The 17,591-nt window shown below is 34.6% G+C and carries 13 protein-coding genes; 7 read left to right on the top strand and 6 right to left on the bottom strand.

All coding sequences use genetic code 11. The features are described 5' to 3' along the window. Positions 1 to 150: 150 nt before the first annotated feature. The gene (locus tag BUC29_RS06350; protein WP_073414445.1) at positions 151 to 741 is read left to right on the top strand and encodes a hypothetical protein; all 591 of its coding nucleotides are present in this window, start codon (positions 151 to 153) and stop codon (positions 739 to 741) included. 67 nt (positions 742 to 808) lie between these two features. On the opposite strand, the gene BUC29_RS06345 is transcribed toward BUC29_RS06350, so the two are convergent. Then, a complete protein-coding gene (locus BUC29_RS06345; RefSeq protein WP_073414443.1) occupies positions 809 to 1,576 on the bottom strand; it encodes a methyltransferase domain-containing protein in 768 nt (255 codons plus the stop codon). Positions 1,577 to 1,738: 162 nt separating this feature from the next. Here BUC29_RS06345 and BUC29_RS06340 point away from each other — a divergent pair, with 162 nt between their 5' ends. From BUC29_RS06340 to BUC29_RS06325, 4 genes are all read left to right on the top strand, one after another. Next, positions 1,739 to 2,329 (top strand): TetR/AcrR family transcriptional regulator, encoded by a 591-nt coding sequence (locus BUC29_RS06340; RefSeq protein ID WP_073414441.1) that lies wholly within the window; start codon positions 1,739 to 1,741, stop codon positions 2,327 to 2,329. Between the two features lie 79 nt (positions 2,330 to 2,408). Beyond that, positions 2,409 to 2,852, top strand: a complete 444-nt coding sequence (locus tag BUC29_RS06335; protein WP_073414439.1) for a PaaI family thioesterase — start codon at positions 2,409 to 2,411, stop codon at positions 2,850 to 2,852. 309 nt (positions 2,853 to 3,161) lie between these two features. Continuing rightward, a complete protein-coding gene (locus BUC29_RS06330; RefSeq protein WP_073414438.1) occupies positions 3,162 to 4,961 on the top strand; it encodes a T9SS type A sorting domain-containing protein in 1,800 nt (599 codons plus the stop codon). 49 nt (positions 4,962 to 5,010) lie between these two features. Then, positions 5,011 to 6,504, top strand: a complete 1,494-nt coding sequence (locus BUC29_RS06325) for a hypothetical protein (RefSeq protein WP_073414436.1) — start codon at positions 5,011 to 5,013, stop codon at positions 6,502 to 6,504. A gap of 215 nt (positions 6,505 to 6,719) precedes the next feature. Here BUC29_RS06325 and BUC29_RS06320 read toward each other — a convergent pair whose 3' ends face one another. Both BUC29_RS06320 and BUC29_RS06315 read right to left on the bottom strand, forming a co-directional pair. Further along, the gene (locus tag BUC29_RS06320) at positions 6,720 to 8,198 is read right to left on the bottom strand and encodes a DUF1254 domain-containing protein (RefSeq protein WP_084538592.1); all 1,479 of its coding nucleotides are present in this window, start codon (positions 8,196 to 8,198) and stop codon (positions 6,720 to 6,722) included. Between the two features lie 53 nt (positions 8,199 to 8,251). Next, positions 8,252 to 9,742, bottom strand: coding sequence for a DUF1254 domain-containing protein (locus BUC29_RS06315; protein ID WP_073414432.1), 1,491 nt, complete (start codon positions 9,740 to 9,742; stop codon positions 8,252 to 8,254). Positions 9,743 to 9,961: 219 nt separating this feature from the next. On the opposite strand from BUC29_RS06315, the gene BUC29_RS06310 reads away from it, so the two are divergent. Next, on the top strand, positions 9,962 to 10,444 hold the full coding sequence (locus tag BUC29_RS06310; protein WP_073414431.1) for a hypothetical protein: 483 nt from the start codon (positions 9,962 to 9,964) through the stop codon (positions 10,442 to 10,444). Further along, positions 10,431 to 13,001 (top strand): DNA ligase D, encoded by a 2,571-nt coding sequence (gene ligD, locus BUC29_RS06305; protein WP_073414429.1) that lies wholly within the window; start codon positions 10,431 to 10,433, stop codon positions 12,999 to 13,001. Before BUC29_RS06310 ends, ligD begins: the two co-directional genes overlap by 14 nt. 4 nt (positions 13,002 to 13,005) lie before the next feature. Here ligD and ku read toward each other — a convergent pair whose 3' ends face one another. From ku to BUC29_RS06290, 3 genes are all read right to left on the bottom strand, one after another. Continuing rightward, complete coding sequence (ku, locus tag BUC29_RS06300; RefSeq protein WP_073414427.1) at positions 13,006 to 13,785, bottom strand: non-homologous end joining protein Ku; 780 nt, start codon at positions 13,783 to 13,785, stop codon at positions 13,006 to 13,008. A gap of 157 nt (positions 13,786 to 13,942) precedes the next feature. Beyond that, positions 13,943 to 15,169 (bottom strand): PQQ-dependent sugar dehydrogenase, encoded by a 1,227-nt coding sequence (locus BUC29_RS06295; RefSeq protein WP_073414425.1) that lies wholly within the window; start codon positions 15,167 to 15,169, stop codon positions 13,943 to 13,945. A 145-nt stretch (positions 15,170 to 15,314) separates the two neighbouring features. Continuing rightward, complete coding sequence (locus tag BUC29_RS06290; RefSeq protein WP_073414423.1) at positions 15,315 to 17,519, bottom strand: TonB-dependent receptor; 2,205 nt, start codon at positions 17,517 to 17,519, stop codon at positions 15,315 to 15,317. Positions 17,520 to 17,591: the final 72 nt, after the last annotated feature.

Raw genomic sequence — 17,591 nt, 5'->3', positions numbered from 1 at the left:
GTACATAAAACCTTATACTATTTCATATTCATATTACAAAACTTCAACTTTCGTGAATTGTAATGCAATAAATGGCATAATGAAATGTTATAAATAGAGATTATCAGCTCACTTTAAGTGCTGATTTAAGAATTTAAAAAGTAAATAAGAATGAAAAAAATATTGTTTCTAATTATAATGGCCGCTTCCCTGCACGTTCATTCGCAGGAAGAAGTGAAAGGAAAATATCAGCCTATTCAATCAAAAACTCCGGAAAGTAAAGAAGTAATTCCGCCAACGGAAACTCCGCCGCCAGATGAACCTACACTTGCAAAAGATCCAATTGTTTTAAAAATAGATCCTAAAGAACTTTTTAAAGACAATACGCTTTACAAACAAGAGGCAAATGTAGAAGGTATTTTTTATAGACGAAATGAATATTTAGGAGGTTTTGTAACCAAATCATCAACTTCAACCATTCGTTACCGTGACGCCGCTTTTGTTGATGGTGATAAAATCAGAGTATATCATAACGATAAAGTTATTGAACCAGAAGTTAATTTGGTTGGAGAATTTAAAGGCTTTAAAATAAATCTGGTAAAAGGTATGAACAAAATCGATTTTGAAGCCTTGAACGAAGGTTCAGCATCACCAAATACTGCCGAATTTCAGGTATATGATGACAACGGAAAAGTGATAGAAGCCAGCCAATGGAATGTTGGAACTGGTTATAAAGCAGTTATTATTTTATATAAAGAATAAATTAGTTTATTATTAATTCAGAGCCTGTAGAATTCTACAGGCTTTTTTTTTACTCATAATTAAAACTTCAAATTTTTTTCCCATAAAGCAAAAGTCTTTTAAAAGAATAAATAGCCGGAAGTTTAGGAAAATGCAGTGCAATTCTTTCTTTATAAGTTTTAATAAAAAGTTCTTTCTGTATTCCTTCAAGTCTTTCGATATAAGGAATTAAAGCCGATCCTGAAATAAAATTATAAAGTGTATCGTGATTGTCTGCAATGATAGGATATACTTTCTGCAGTATTTCAATATTTTCAAGACCTCCGTCAAAAAGTATTTGGGCATATTCATCGATACTTAAAACCGGAGAATCTCTTTTAAAACCATTTAAATATGTTTTAAACGGTTCTTCATCAACCAATTCTATAAGGATTTTATTCAGTTTATTATCTGGCTGAACGGGCATTTGTACCGCAAATTGTCCACCCTTATTAAGCAAGTTTAATAAACTGGGAAATAACTTATGATGATTGTTTGACCATTGTAAAGCTGCATTACTAAAAATTAAATCCCATTTTTCTCCAGATTCTATTGTTTCTTCTGTAGTCGATTTACGAAATTGCAGATTATCCATTTCAAAAGATTTCGATTTTTCCAGCATTTCGTCAGAAGAATCTACGCCAAGAAAATGGGCTTCTTTAAATTTATCGGCCAAAATTGCTGTTTGTTCTCCCGTTCCGCAGCCTAAATCGATGGCTTTCATCCCGTTTACAGGCTCTATAAATTCAATTAAATCATAAAATGGTTTATATCGAATATCTTTAAAATTGTTGTATATATCTGGATTCCAAGGCATTTTTGAATAATTTTATATTGATAAATAATTTACTGTAAATCTGCATTTATCAGCAGTTACTAAGTTACTAAATTTTCATTTGAGAGAATTCTAAAATAATTTTAAAAATAAATACAAAATTATACCGATTGGTATATATTTGTATTATAAATCATTTTAAAAATGAGAAAAGCCGAAAAAACAAAACAATTTATAATCGAAAAAACAGCGCCAATCTTTAATACAAAAGGTTACAGCGGCACTTCGATGAGTGATATTACAAATGCAACAAACCTTACCAAAGGAAGTATTTATGGTAATTTTGAAAATAAAGATGAAGTTGCGGTAGCAGCGTTTAAGTTTAACGTAAAAAAACTTCATGATGTTTTGAGTCGTGAAATCGAAAAACAAAGAACTTTTAAAGAAAAACTTCTGGTATATCCGAGACTGTATTCTAATTATTCAGAATTGGAAGTAACGATTGGCGGCTGTCCGGTTTTAAACACTGCAATCGAATCTGACGACACACATCCCATTCTTAAAAAATATGCCGAAAAAACACTTTTGTACTGGAAGGAAAAATTAATGTATTTGATTAATCAGGGAATTGCTGCCGGTGAATTTAAAGCTAATGATATTGATCCGGAAAAAACAGCTTTAACTATTATTGCCATCATTGAAGGTGCTGTGATGATTAGTAAACTTACAGGAAGCGCAAAAGATTTATCTTCTATTATGGTTTCGCTTTTTAAAATTATTGAAGACTTAGTATAAAAGCAATATTTATGATTGCTTTTTTTATAAATAAAAATATACCGTTTGGTATAATTAATAATTTTTAAACTTAGACAAAATGAAAACACGTTTACAGGTATTACAAGATCACATTGGCGGAGAATTTACACTTTCGCCTTCTCCTTTTATGCTTTGGATGAATCCAATAGTTGTTGCGGCCGAACCCGGAACAGTAACTTTTAAATATTTTATTCGCGATGAAATGACAAATCCTATAAAATCACTTCATGGAGGTGTTACAGCTGCAATTGTAGACGACTGCATTGGTGCAACGTTATTTTCTCTTGATGAAGAGCATTTTTATACAACAATTAACCTCAACATGGATTACTTTGCTCCTGCGCATTCCGGCGAAACGATTATAGCAAAAACATCAATTATTAAAAAAGGAAAACAGTTTGTAAATGCACAATGTGAGATTTGGAATGAATCCGAAACCAGATTAATTGCTAAGGGATATTCTAATCTTTTTAGAACAAATATTATGAAAAAAGTGCTCTAATTTTTTAATTTTTGAAAGATTTTACAAATAATGTTAAAATGGTAATTATGTAATTACTTACAAAAATAATGTAAAAAAGTCCGGTATTTGTACTCTACATTTGAGTATAGTAAAATTCTTAAATCTTACTTATTATATAATTTAATGAGTGAGATTTTTTGATTTTTAGCCTCGCTATTCCTTAATCGTGTTTTGATTAAGCAATCCAAAACAGCACTTATTATTGAAAATTCTCATCAGGAAAGAATTATAAGTCAGGGTTTCGTAAAAATTACTAGAGCATTCTGTACAATCTAATTTTGAAAAGTTATGAAAAAAATTACCTTTCTTATTTATATAATTTCTCTTCAAAGTTTTTCGCAGATTTACGTTGGTGCAAGTACACCTGTTTATGTAAAAAATCAGGTCTTGTTTGTACAGCAGAATATTAATCTGGCAGCAAATTCAAATCTTTATTTACGCAATCTTTCGCAGCTGGTACAAGGCACAACAGGCACTTCTACCAATTCCGGAACGGGAACAATATCAGTTTATCAGGAAGGAAGTTCGGATAATTTTGATTACAATTATTGGTGTTCTCCTGTTGGTACAGGAAGCGCAGGAGCGGGAAATACAAATTTTGGGATTACATTATTAAACAGGCCTACAACCTCAACAGCTTCAACACCTGCAGTAATTCTTCCACTGTCAAGTTTTGACGGAACTGCAAATCCGCTTGCAATTGCTTCGCGATGGATTTACAAACTCACAAATGCTAATAATTATTCGCAATGGGTTCAGGTTGGGGGTACAACCGGTTTGGCCCCAGGTGAAGGTTTTACAATGAAAGGAACCAGCGGCAGCGATGCCGTCGATCCAGAAGGAACCGGAGTTAATAATCCCGGTGGTACTGGTGCGCAGCGTTACGATTTTCGCGGAAAACCAAATGACGGAACTATTACAGTTTCGGTAGGAACAAATGCATCAACTTTAACAGGAAATCCTTATCCATCAGCAATGCACTTAAATGCTTTTTTGCTTGATCCTTTAAACAGCGCCTGTACCGGAATTGCTTATTTCTGGGAACAGGACAAAACAATAAATTCTCATTTAATTGCGGCTTACAGAGGTGGATATGCTACTTATTCTCCGGGTACTTTAGGATCAAACGGAATTTATGTTCCGGCAACTTTTAATAGTTATAAAGGCGATGGTTCGTTAAATACAGTTGGAACCTCGTCTGGTCTTATGCGACAAAGAAAATATGCTCCTATCGGACAGGGTTTTATAATCAAAGGTGCTTCAAATGGCACAGTGTCTTTTAGAAATTCTTATAGAATATTTTATAAAGAAGGAGCTGGTTTATCTCAATTTGAAAAACCTGCCAGACCTAAAACTACGGCTAAAAATGAGGAAACAGAAAATGAAGATGAGAATAACGATATTCCGCATATTCGAATAAATACAATTATAAATGACCAGTTTACAAGACAGCTTGCACTTGCTTTTTTACCCGAAGCCACAGATGGTATCGATCCCGGAATTGACGCCGTAAACATTGACGGAAGCCTGCCCAGCGATGCCACATTTTTTGTAGAGGGAAAAAGCTACATCATACAAGGTGTAAATTTTGATGTAAACAAAAGAATTCCCCTTACGGTAAAAGCTGCCGAAAATACGACGCTTAAGTTTTATATTCCGGAGGTTATAAACTTCGATCCTGCACAGGCTGTTTATATTTATGATGAATCGGATTTGTCTTATCATGATATTAAAAATGGAAATTATGAAGTTACCATAACACCGGGAGTTTACACACAAAGGTTTAAAATTGCTTTTACAAATAAAACGCTTGGAACAAATGAAGAAACAAAAACCAATTTCTTTATAAGTCAGGACAATGCAAATCAATTATTAAAAGCTTCAAATCCCAATGCAATTCAGTTAAAATCATTTTCTCTTTATGATATTTTGGGAAGAAAAGTACGTTTTAGAGACAATTTAGGTGCTGAACAATCCTATAATTTCTCTACGGCAGGCTTAAGTTCAGGAGTTTATATTGCATCATTCCTAACAGTCGATAATGAAAAAATAACTCAAAAAGTAATAGTTTCTAATACTGGTAAATAGATTAAAAAAATAAAGCCTTACTTCTATCAAACAACTAAAACCCAACATTATGATACCTAAAACTGCCCTAAAAAATAATAAAATATTCATAATACTGTTTTTTTTATTTTTATCATTCATTGGAAATGCACAAATTGGGATTGGAACTGTCACTCCTAATGCAAGTTCTGTATTAGATATAACATCAACAACTCAGGGAATGCTGACCCCGAGAATGACCACTGCCCAAAGAAATGCGATAGCCACTCCAGCTGATGGATTAATTGTTTATGATACTGATTTAAAAGCTTTTTATTATTACTCTTCGGGTTCTTCTTCATGGCTGGTTGTCAGCAGTGGTATAAGTCCGCGATTAAATTTTAAACGTATCCGATCGACTGATAATTTAGCAACAGTTCTGGCTGCCGAACTGGCGGCGGGCGGCGGAGCAAAATATCTTTTAAACTCCAATACCTTATATGAAATAAACGGTACTGTTACCTTCAATTTTCCTATCGATTTAAATAATGCTTACGTCCATGGTCTAGATTCAAACGATGATGTGATACTAAGAACAAGCGGTAATATATTTGAAGGAGCTACCGGCGGAAGCATACGAAGTTTAACCATTAGAGCCGCTACGGGAAATGTTTTTAATTTAAATGGATCTGCAACTCAAAACTTGATTTTTAGAGACTGCATTGTAGCCAATTCTGCTAATGTTGGTACGATATCAGGTTTTGGACTAGTGTTTTTGAGTATTATCAATTTTACGGGAAATACAAACGGAATAACCTATAACAATATCAGCCAGCTTTTATTAAGTAATATGGGTTGGTTTAATAATAATGGCGGAACTTACGAAAAACTTACCGGAACATTTACATTGGTAGAAAAACAAGGTGGTTTCAGTCAGGTTGACGGAACTGCAATTGGATTTGATGTTTCAACAAGCGGACTAACAATTACCGGAGATGCTGTATTAGAATCTGTTGTATTTACAGGAACAAACACTGCAGGATATGTAAAAGGTTACACAACAGGATCCTATACCGGATATAACTTCAATAACAGCTGGAATGTGAGAGCTGCAGGAATTCCCACAGAAACTGATGCAAATGCAGCAGCTGATTTTTCGATGGATTATCCTGTAGGAAATGGATTGGGAGTAAGTTTTACAAACAATTTGAACCCTAGTAATACAGTAAAAGTTGGTTCAGGTACACCTTCTACAACCTATTCAAATTTATTCAGATTTTCTACAGATGCTGTAAACAGATTGAGATATGTGGGCAAAAAGAAAAGAATCTTTCAAATAGCGGGTTCAATTTCATTTCAGGTTCCGGCTGCAGGAACTTACATCATCTATATCGCAAAAAATGGTACTGTCTTAAGCCAATATAAAATTTACGGTAGAGGTCAGGCAACAAATGATATTGTCGTGCTGCCTTTAAATGCAACTACAGAATTAGTCAACAATGATTATATTGAAGTTTTTGCACAACGTTATACAGGAGCTAATGGTGATATCGTCGTTCCTAATATGACAATTACAATTAAATAAATCATGAGTCATGAGGTGAATGACTTGCAAATAGATATAAAGGTCAAAATAATTCTTTACAAAAAAGCTCAATTTAAATTGAGCTTTTTTACTTTTCCATTAAATGCGCCTGCTTGCTCTAAAATAAGCAAATCAGCCTCCGTTTGACAGTGTTTAGTGCATTCTCCTTCTTTTAGTGCCGGAGTTTTAATTCAAAAAATCGATGCTCTTTCCTTCTATTTTATTTTTACTAAATCATCTGGTTTCCATGTTTGATCGTAAAATTCCATTCCGGTTCCATATAATCTTACAGCAACCAGTAAAGCACGATTTGGGATAGTTTGTATCCAGTTTTCCTGCGGTGCTGCAGATGGTTTGGAAGGTCCAAAATATAAATCTACCGACCCATCGGAATTTGTTTTAACCTTATCAAATTGATTTCTTGACGGAAAAGGTTGTGAGGTTTCCGGCATTGTCCCATCAATAGGATTATAAGCTGTTACTGCCCAATAAAGTTTTGCCGGAATATTAGGCGGAAGATGCAGTTTATAGTTATTACCTCCATTTAGTAATTCTCCATTAGAATCTGCCATCGCATTTGGATATTTCGAGCCTGCACCAACAGTATTGACAACCATAGCCGGAGCTGATGAATAAGCTACCTGAAAATAAGCAGCACGTGTTGTATAAGAGAGATAAGATGGTGTATTCCAGTCTGCATCAACTCCACCCCATACATTTAAATATTTTCGATCATTATAATAGGAATTCATAGGAAGTCCGCTTGAATTAAGTCTTAATGCGTAAATCATTTTCTCAGCTTTTTCTACTGCATCAGTCAAAATCTTACGTTCATGATCATTAGGTTTAAATGGTTTTCCTTTAACAATGCCAATAGAAGCAAGCACACCTCTTGATAAAGGATCGAGACATCCTACGGGCTCAAAATCTATAAACTCTTTAAGTTTTTCCCAATACGTAAAATCTGTTGGATACATCATATTTACTCTTGTTGGAGAGGCATTAACAAATTTCATAGCTGGTCTGTCAACTTCACGACTGCCTAAAGGATAAATACGTGTTAATTCTGCTGTTTGCACAGCTTTTGTTACATCAGGTCCATTGGGTCCTGCGCTAAGTACAGTACGAAAAAATAAAAAAACATTATAGGTATTGGAACGAAAAGTGAAATAACCACCCGGAACAGGTCCATCGTAATCAGGAGGAACCAGTAAATAAAGCCCTCCTGCATTTCTATCAGGTCCCGCAGCACCAACATCTGTCAGAGTACGCTGAAAAAAATCGGTAAACATTCCTATTACTCCCCCCGGTGCGTTTATAACAAGCGGCCCGGTTTCTTTTAAATTTAAATAATTCATAGAATAAATAACATCACAATTGGGAGTTGGAACTATCGTTTTAGCATTCATTCTGTCCTTCCATACAGGCAATACATTATATCCTTTTCCAAACGCAGCTTCAGAACCATCTCTCATTCCTATAACATTTAAGGCAGGAAGCGAAAGCATATAAGCCTGAATTGCTGCGTTTTCTAAAAATTCATCATAGTTTTTTTGAACTTCTTCTTTTGAAGGCCAGCCTCCATTATATAATTTTTGAACTAATGGTGAAGTTGTCTGTGCATCAATAAAATATGATTGAGACAAACAAAGTATCATAAATACTTGTGCTAATAGTGATTTAGTTTTTTTCATAAGAAAGTCAGTTAAATTACATCTCATTTATTCTTCTTATTATTCAGCATAAATTAAATCTTCACTACTGCAGGCGGATTCCAACTGTCGTTTAAAACAGTTTCTTCGGGCCAATAACATCTTATATATAATGAAAATATTTCTTTTGGTGCTGGCAGCCAATTACTTATTTTATCTTCAGATGGAGGAGTATTCTGTACATAAAGCGTAAGCGAGCCATCAGCATTCTTTTTTAAGTTTTTATTTTTTGTTCCTAGAGAGTATCGCTTAAGTTCATTAGGAGCAAAAAAATGTTCAGCATTATATAACGTAAGCGACCAAAAACCCTTAACAGGCGGAAGCTTTCCGCTGGCAAATGTTACGGTATACTTATTGGCACCGCTTAATCTTATGCCCTTTTCATCCAGATCCTGATAAAAATATCTTGTCTCAATAGGTTTATTTACAAAGATGTTGGCCTTAGCGCAGGAAAGACGGGTTAAATAATCGTAGCCAAACTGTGCTCCATTACGCTGTGTTGTCCAATTGTATTGTATTGGATAACCTACATTTTGAAATTGAAATAATGGTGTAACATAATTTTTTTCTGCATCAATTGCAGCATTTGTAACAATCGCTTTTAGCTTTGGATCTTTTTTAACAGCATCCAGCAATGCCTGGATTTGTGCATAAAAGGCTTCTTCACCGGACATTGGAGGAACTTCTTTTATAATATCAGCCAATTGATCGACGAATATTTCTGGTTTCACCCATTTTGTTTCTCCTTTTTCACCTTTTGCCGCTGGTGGAGTTGATTTCGTTTTTTTCCAGTCTGTCGTTTTAACTTTTCCATTATAATCGCTTAAAGGATATAATCCTATCTGATTAATTAATGGTTGTATAGCTTTTTTATCATTTGGATCGTCACTCTGAAATACACGCGGAATAACAATTCCGAGAGTTGTTGGGCATCTAAAAACTGAAATAATACCATCTGGAACTTCACCATTCCAGTCTTTTGGCGCCAGAAGATAAAATCCGGGTTTTGTTCCGTACATCTTACCCAAACTGGCAAATCCATTTGTACGTTGATCACAAATCTGATAAACCCAAAAACGATCTCCAAAATCAGGAACTTGTACTACTACAGGACCTTTTGTTAAATCTAAACCTGATAAACCATAAACTACATCCTGATTAGGACAAGCCACTGCTCTTTCCTGTGGCTGAATATAATCGTTAAGCATACAAAGGTGATTTGGCGGCGCAAGAGGCAGAATTCCTTCACCATAAACTGGTTCATTCAAGGTTCTAAACAATTCAACTCTATTATGAATGTTTACCATTGGCCATGCCCAGCCATAAATAGAAGTCGTAAGGTTTTTTACAAAAGCTTCTGTCATTATAGTATTAGGTACCGGGGCAGAAGGCCATTTTTTAGAAGCTGAACTGTCAGCTTTTGCTACAAAAGTATCTGATGAATCAGTACTTATGGTATTATCCTGTTTTTTGCAGGCTGTAAAAAACAAGATAAATGAGTACAATAAAAAAAGATTTGTTTTCATAGTATGGTGGTTTTATGGACAACTAATTTACAATTAAATGCACCTTAAATTCTTACAAAAACGTTTCAAGTTATAACTTGAAACCAGTTTTTGATCTAAAAATCAGAAAGTTAAATTAACTTATCACTGATAATTATATAAGCAACGATTTTAATATTATAAGCCCAAAAGAGCTTTGTAAGCTAACTTTGGTTTAAGTTTAATTATAAAGATTCTTATATGATTTTCTATATCATAATACAATTACTTTTAGTTTCGATTGTCGCTACATCGGCTATGACATGGTTTAGTTATGCCGTGTCAAATGCCTTTAGAGAATTGTATAAGGAACCTGTTCTTTTAAGCTATGCAATTAATAAAATGAAAATAGATTTCTCAGCGCAATCAAAAAAAAACTGGGGCTGGTTACTGCATTATGTAATCGGATTTTTGTTTGTATTGGGATATCATATTATTTGGGCAAAAGGTATGCTGCCAATTTCACCGCTAAGTGCGCTTATATTAGGGGCTGTCAGCGGTGTAATTGGCATTTTCAGCTGGATAATTATTTTCAAAATGACCCATCATCAACCCCCAATTGACTTTAAGGGTTATTATATTCAGCTGTTCTTTGCCCATGTAATTTTTGCCATTACAGCTACAGCTATGTACTCTATTACGTTAACGATTCTAATACTAACAAAAGCCTATGTCACTGTCTAAATACAATCAGAAAAGAGATTTTAAACAAACTCGTGAACCTCAAGGCAAAATTGGAAAATCTGCCAGCGAATTGATTTTTGTAGTTCAAAAACATGCTGCGTCTCATTTGCATTATGATTTCAGACTTGAAATAAACGGCGTTTTAAAAAGCTGGGCGGTTCCAAAAGGCCCTTCAATGGATCCGGAAGTAAAACGTCTGGCGATGATGGTCGAAGATCATCCTTACAGTTATAAAGATTTTGAAGGAACAATTCCCGAAGGAAATTACGGTGCGGGAAATGTCATTGTCTGGGATAACGGAACGTATACTTCTGATGAAAAAACAGAATCTGACGAAAAGAAATTAGCGGCTGATCTTAAAAAAGGACGTTTGAGTTTTATTTTGAAAGGAAAAAAACTTAAAGGCGAATTTTCTCTTGTAAAACTGCATGGAAAACAGGAAAATGCCTGGCTTTTGATAAAAAAACAAGACAAATATGCAACAGATTCTGATATTTTAGAAAAAAATAAATCAGTTATTTCTAAAAGAAGTTTAGAAGAATTAGAAGCCAAAGCTGAAAAAATAATTTCTAAAAAAGAAGAAAAAGAAACTCTTAAAACCGTAAAAAAAAAGCCTAAGGCTAAAACTACAAAAACAGATTTTATAAAACCAATGCTGGCCAGCACGATAGAAAAACCCTTTGATGACGAAGAGTGGGTCTTTGAAAACAAATATGACGGTTATCGCACTATTGCAGTAATAAATCCGAGTGAAGTTGAATTATTCAGCAGAAACCGAATTTCTTTTAATGCCAGCTTTAAGCCTATCGCTGAGGAATTAGCAAAAATAGATCACGCCGTAGTTCTTGACGGGGAAGTTGTTGTAGAAAATGATGCCGGACGTGCCGATTTTCAAATGCTGCAAAATTATCTTAAAACTGGAATAGGAAATCTTAAATATTATGTTTTTGATTTATTGAATTTGGACGGAAATCTAATTACGGAATTGTCTTTGCTGGAAAGAAAGGAACTTTTGAAAATCTTGTTTAATAAATATCAGTTTACGAATATTTTCTATTCTGAACATTCTGTTGGAAATGGAATTGAGCAATTTGAAAAAGCAAGAAAAAACAGTGGTGAAGGAATCATTGCAAAAAAAGCAAACAGCTCTTATACTGTGGCAGGCAGAAGTAATAACTGGTTGAAAATTAAACTTTCTAATGAAGAAGAAGCCATAATTATAGGAATAACTGAACCTAAAAATTCCCGTAAATACTTTGGTGCTATCCTTCTTGGTCAATATAACGGACAAGAACTGCAATATATTGGAAAATGCGGAACTGGTTTTACTGAATCAGTTTTAAAAGAGCTTTACACAAAACTTAAACCACTTTTTTTGGATAAATCTCCGCTTAGTAAAAAGGTACCGTTACGAGATAAAATTCAATGGGTTAAACCTAAAATCGTCTGCCAGGTAAAATATTCAGAATGGACGCAGGATAAAAATTTAAGACATCCGGTTTATCTGGGATTAAGGATAGACAAAAAAGCCAGTGAAGTTGTTTTCAATGACACTAAAAATGAAAATAAAAATAACAGTGACGTAAACAATCTCAATCAAAATAACATGGAAACTTTAAAAGAAACAAAAACCGAAAATGATTACGATTTAAAAGTTGGAAAAACGACTTTGCATTTAACGAATCAGAACAAAATATATTTTCCTGGTGAAGGCATTACAAAAGGAGACATTATTCAGTATTACAGTGAAGTTTCATCACTTATTCTTCCGTATTTAAAAGATCGTCCGGAATCTATGAACCGTTTTCCTAACGGAATTGACGCTCCTAGTTTTTATCAAAAAGATATTGATCTCGACAAAACGCCTAAATGGCTCAAAACAAAAAAGATATTTTCAGATTCAAACGAGGAAAACATCGATTACCTTATTTGTAATGATAAAGAGACACTGCTATATATGGCCAATTTGGGCTGTATAGAAATAAATCCGTGGAATTCGACTATAAAAAATATTCACAATCCTGACTGGCTTGTAATGGATTTAGATCCTGCAAAAGAAGATGATTTTCATATTGTTGTCGAAACAGCTCAGGTTGTAAAACAAGTTATGGATGAATTAGAAACCGAATGTTTGTGTAAAACGTCGGGTGCTACGGGACTTCACATCTATATTCCGCTTGGTGCGCAGTACGATTACGATTCGATTAAAATTTTAGGAGAATTGATTGCTAAAGAAGTTCAGACAAGACTTCCGGATACTACTACAATTGAACGAAGCATCAAGAAAAGAAATAATAAATTGTATATCGATTATCTGCAAAACCGACGCGGACAGACTTTAGCTGCGCCTTATTCTGCACGACCAAAACCAGGCGCAACAGTTTCTACACCTTTAGAATGGAGCGAAGTAAATAATAAATTACATCCATCGCAATTTACTATAAAAAATGTATTGAAGCGTTTTGAAAAAAAAGGAGATTTGTGGGAACCTGTTTTATCAAAAGGTGCCAATATTAAAAAGATTATCAAGAAATTAGAAGAAAATCAAAGCGAGTAAAACTCTAAGAAGATTTTTTCTTTTTGTTTTCTAAACTCGCTTTTAGCATTGACATTAAATCGTCGCTTTGTTTGCTGTGCACCACTTTCATTTTTGGCGCTTTGGCCACTTTTCCTTTGGCTTTCTTTTTAATAATGTCTAAAAGTTTAGCGGTATATTCGTCTTTAAAACCAGTAATATCAAATTTCTCAGTAAGCTGGTCGATAAGTTTTTCAGCCATATCCATTTCTTTTGTGGCTTTTTTAGAAACTGGCGGCAATTTTAGTTCGTCAGTTGACCTTATTTCCTGTTCAAAACGGATTCGGTTTAAAACAATAACATTTTTATATGGTTTTAGGATAGCCAGACTTTCTTTATTTCTTAAAACAAAACGCGTCACTCCTACTTTTCCAGAAGCCTGAAGTGCATCTCGAAGCAAGCCGTAGGCATTCATTGCACCTTTGTCCGGCTCCAGATAATATGGCTGTTCATAATAAATGCTCTGAATTTCTTTTTCGAGAACAAAACTCTCAATATCGATAGTTTTAGTTTTTACAGCGTCAGCAGCTTCAAAATCAGAATCCTCTAATATTACATATTTATCTTCGATTTTGTAGCCTTTTACAATGTTGGCAAAATCGACTTCTTTGCCTGTATCTTCGTTAACACGTTTGAATTTGATATTAGCGAGGTCTTTTTTGTCGAGCATATCCATATCCAGACTGCTTTCCTGAACCGCCGAAAACATTTTTATTGGAATATTTATCAATCCAAAACTCACCGAACCTGTCCATATTGATCTCATAACTATTTGATTTAGATATTAAAATTAAATCACAAACACTGATTTTATTTTATAACATTCACCAAAATGTTTTACAAAATAACGACCAAAAAAAAACGGCACCAAAGCACCGTTTTTTAAAATGAAGAATTCACAATTCACAATCCACAATTAATAATTATTTCTTATCGATTTTATAAAGTCTTCCCTGATCTGTAACGGCATACAAAGCGCCGTCATCACCTTGCGTAATATCTCTAAAACGCTGACCTTCGCCTGCCAGTAATCTTTCTTCACCCACTACTTTATTATCTTTGATAACAAGTCTTGCGATATGCGTTACGCTCAATGAACCTATGAAAAGATTATTTTCCCATTCTGGAACACGATTTCCTGTGTAAAAAGTCATTCCGCTTGGCGAAATAACCGGATCCCAATAATAAACCGGCTGTTCCATTCCTTCTTTCTGCTGAATAGCATCACCAATTGGCTGTCCGCTATATTCAATTCCATAAGTAATCGTTGGCCAACCATAATTTGCTCCGGCTTTTAAACGGTTAATTTCATCACCTCCCCTTGGTCCATGTTCGCTTTGCCAAATTTCCTTCGTAACAGGATGCATAGCAAGCCCCTGGGGGTTTCTATGTCCGTATGTATAAATTTCTGGCAAAGCATTAGCTCCGGCAAAAGCTGGGTTTCCGGGAGCAGCTTGTCCGTCTTTTGTAATTCTTATAACTTTACCAAGACTTGCCGTTAAAGATTGTGCCAAAGGTCTGGTTTGCAATACAGAACGTTCTCCGGTACTAACAATAAGATTTCCTGTCTGATCAAAAAGAATTCTTCCTCCATAATGTAAATCATTCGGATTTGCAGGACTTGAACGATAAATTACGGTTGCGTTTTCGATAGTCTTTTCATCGTTTGATAACCTTCCTTTAGCAACAGAAGAAATATTTCCGCCTGTTACTGCTTCCGAAAATACCCAGTAAATCATTCTGTTTGACGCAAAATCAGGATCAAGACATAAACCTAATAAACCACCTTGATTTGCAGGATTTACAGCTGGTAATCCCGTAATAGGTGCACTCACAACTCCGGCAGCTGTTACAATTCGTAATGTTCCGGTAGTTTTTTGAGTTACCAAAAGCCGGCCGTCAGGAAGTGCTTTTACACCCCACGGACTTGTTAGTGCTGATGTAATAATTTCTGCTTTAAATTCAGTATCAGTAGTCATACCTTTAATCCTGGTTTGTCCGGAAAAAGCAGGTTTGTATTGTGTATTTGCAGGATTAGTTTCAACAGGATCGGTTACAGTTCCGCCCCCATTTTCGGGCGTATCATCGTTATTACAGCTAAAAGCAAATAATGCACTCGAAAGAATCAAAAAGTATCTTAAATTTTTCATAGTAGTTATTATTAAATTAATTTGGGTTATAACTCCAAATATCTAAAATAAAAACTCAAAAAATTTATACAATTTAAGGGAAGACTTACAGAATTCTGCTTAAAAATTTTTTCTACCAACGGGATGTTCCTAAGCAATATAGATCCTACCAGCTGTATTTCAAAATCAATCTGGCATTAAACGGTGTTCCTGCCGTAAAATGAATTTCCTCTACAGGATCAGCTTCGTTTGCCAAACGGGATTCTGTCAGGAATTGAGTTTCTTTCCATTTTGTATTAAAAATATTGTCGATGTTTACGCCAATAGAAACTTTCTTAATTTGATAGTTCACAGAAAAATCAGTGATGCAATATCCTTTTGCCACAACTGAATTATCTTCATTAGCCGGTCGATCGCCCAAAAATCTCGTTCTCAAACTTCCTGAAAATCCTTTTAAATCTTTTACAGAAAATCCGTTCATTAAGGTATGAACCGGAGCCAGCGGTAAATAATCATTTCCTTTTGGCTCGTCGATTGATCTTGCGTGTGTATACGTATAATCGGTATTCCAGAATAACCAGTTGGTCAACTGATATCTAAAACCAAAATCAAAACCTTTTCGTTCTGTTTTTCCGCCTGGCTCTACAATCGCTTCATCTCCTACATATACAAATTCCTGCGCCAAATACAAATACCACACTGCACAGTTTACGATCATTCGTGGAAACGGTTTCCAGTTAATTCCTAAATCGGCGCCGTAAGTTTCAGGAAGGATTTTTTCTCCTTTTTGCGCTGCCACAACGCGCGTATCATTGCTGTGGAATCCTTTTCCTAGTTTTAAGAAATATTGTAAGTTGTCATTTTGTGTATACAGAAAATTCAGTTTAGGGCTTATAATAGCTTTTGTCTGGGTTTGATTGGTATAAACCGCAGCCAGCTGATCTTCGTATCCAAACTTAAAATAATCCAGACGCATACCGGAATTAATAAGCCATTTTCCAGAAGTAAAATCAAAACTGGTATAAGCAAATAGATTTGTTTGGTTAATGTTTCCTAAACTTAAATAGTCTAAAACCGTTTTTCTATTTAATGTATGCGAAAGTTCAACGTCTTTATTATTATCGTTTCGCAATCCTGCGCCAAGTTTAAAAAGCCATTTGTCGCTAAATCTCTCGTTATATTCGGATTGAAAACCTACAATCGTTCTATTTTCTTTTTGTTTAATTTGATCTCCGTTTACAGGATCATTTAGAAAAAATGTAAAATTAGAATACAATTCAAAATCATATTTGCTCAAATAAGCATTGTTTTTAATATGCGTGTTTTCATCGATTTTGGCGTAATATTGCAAGTTAAAATTCGTTCTTCCTGTATTTCCGCCTTCGTTTGGATCGATTGCGCCGTAATGCGAAATTGTTCCGTCATTTACAGCACGATCCGGAATTTGTCCGCTGGCATCCCACTCACTTTTAAAATGCGAAACCAAAATCGCCAGTTTATCACCATTATTCATTTTAGCCGAATATTTTCCAAACAAATTAATTCGGTTAAAGTTTTGCGGTGCATCAAAATAACCATCGGTCATCATATATTCTCCTGCAAAATATGCTGACTGATTTTCTTTGTTCAGTAAATTAAACAAAGCCACGGTACGAAAAGTATCAAATTGCCCGCCTTCAAAAGACAAGGAACTATTTTGCAAAGCATTTTTGGTATTAAAACCCACAAATCCTGCGGTTGTAAAATCGCCTTTATCAACAAAATATGAACCTTTATCAAAATCTATATTATCAACCGTTTCCGGAATTACAAAATGAAGATCGGCATAACCTTGTCCGTGTGCATGCGAAACCATATTAACCGGCATTCCATCAACCGTAACATTAATATCCGTTCCGTGATCACAGTCAAAACCTCTCAGGAAAATCTGTTCTGCCTTTCCCCCGCCCGCATGCTGGCCAATAAAAAGCCCCGGAACTTTACGCAGTAGATCCTGAGAATTTGATATGGGCTGGATTTCTAAATCTATTTTTGAAATCGTATTTAGATATTTCAGGTTGTTTGTAATTGTAACTTCTTCCAGTAAAAAAGGTTTTTCTTCTAATTGAATCGAAAGAAAATCAGTAGAAAAAAGTTTTATTTTCTGAGTAATAAATCCCTCTTTGGATATTTGAAGACTGTCGTCGATTTTAGTTTCTTCTAAAATAAATTTTCCATTTATATCACTGTGAGCGTGGGTTTTCGAAATCAAATCCCGAATCAAAACATCTGATAATGGTTTTCCGCTTCCATCTTTTATAATTCCTGAAATTGTTTGTGATTGTGCAGAAAAAGAAAGAATAAATATAGAAAAGAAAAGTAAAAATCGCATGTAATAGGTTTTGGCATTCGGTCGCAAAAATACTATTATAACTTTTGGCATGCAATTAATTTTAAACACATA

The sequence above is a fragment of the Flavobacterium defluvii genome (assembly GCF_900129555.1).
Lineage (GTDB): Bacteria > Bacteroidota > Bacteroidia > Flavobacteriales > Flavobacteriaceae > Flavobacterium > Flavobacterium defluvii.
This window is presented reverse-complemented; position numbering and strand designations above follow the sequence as displayed.

Coding starts and splice junctions, on each gene's coding strand:
- BUC29_RS06310 (WP_073414431.1), top strand. CDS start 9,962: ATGATTTTCTATATCATAATACAATTACTTTTAGTTTCGATTGTCGCT.
- BUC29_RS06325 (WP_073414436.1), top strand. CDS start 5,011: ATGATACCTAAAACTGCCCTAAAAAATAATAAAATATTCATAATACTG.
- BUC29_RS06340 (WP_073414441.1), top strand. CDS start 1,739: ATGAGAAAAGCCGAAAAAACAAAACAATTTATAATCGAAAAAACAGCG.
- BUC29_RS06290 (WP_073414423.1), bottom strand. CDS start 17,519: ATGCGATTTTTACTTTTCTTTTCTATATTTATTCTTTCTTTTTCTGCA.
- BUC29_RS06345 (WP_073414443.1), bottom strand. CDS start 1,576: ATGCCTTGGAATCCAGATATATACAACAATTTTAAAGATATTCGATAT.
- BUC29_RS06350 (WP_073414445.1), top strand. CDS start 151: ATGAAAAAAATATTGTTTCTAATTATAATGGCCGCTTCCCTGCACGTT.
- ligD (WP_073414429.1), top strand. CDS start 10,431: ATGTCACTGTCTAAATACAATCAGAAAAGAGATTTTAAACAAACTCGT.
- BUC29_RS06295 (WP_073414425.1), bottom strand. CDS start 15,169: ATGAAAAATTTAAGATACTTTTTGATTCTTTCGAGTGCATTATTTGCT.
- BUC29_RS06330 (WP_073414438.1), top strand. CDS start 3,162: ATGAAAAAAATTACCTTTCTTATTTATATAATTTCTCTTCAAAGTTTT.
- BUC29_RS06320 (WP_084538592.1), bottom strand. CDS start 8,198: ATGAAAAAAACTAAATCACTATTAGCACAAGTATTTATGATACTTTGT.
- BUC29_RS06315 (WP_073414432.1), bottom strand. CDS start 9,742: ATGAAAACAAATCTTTTTTTATTGTACTCATTTATCTTGTTTTTTACA.
- BUC29_RS06335 (WP_073414439.1), top strand. CDS start 2,409: ATGAAAACACGTTTACAGGTATTACAAGATCACATTGGCGGAGAATTT.
- ku (WP_073414427.1), bottom strand. CDS start 13,785: ATGAGATCAATATGGACAGGTTCGGTGAGTTTTGGATTGATAAATATT.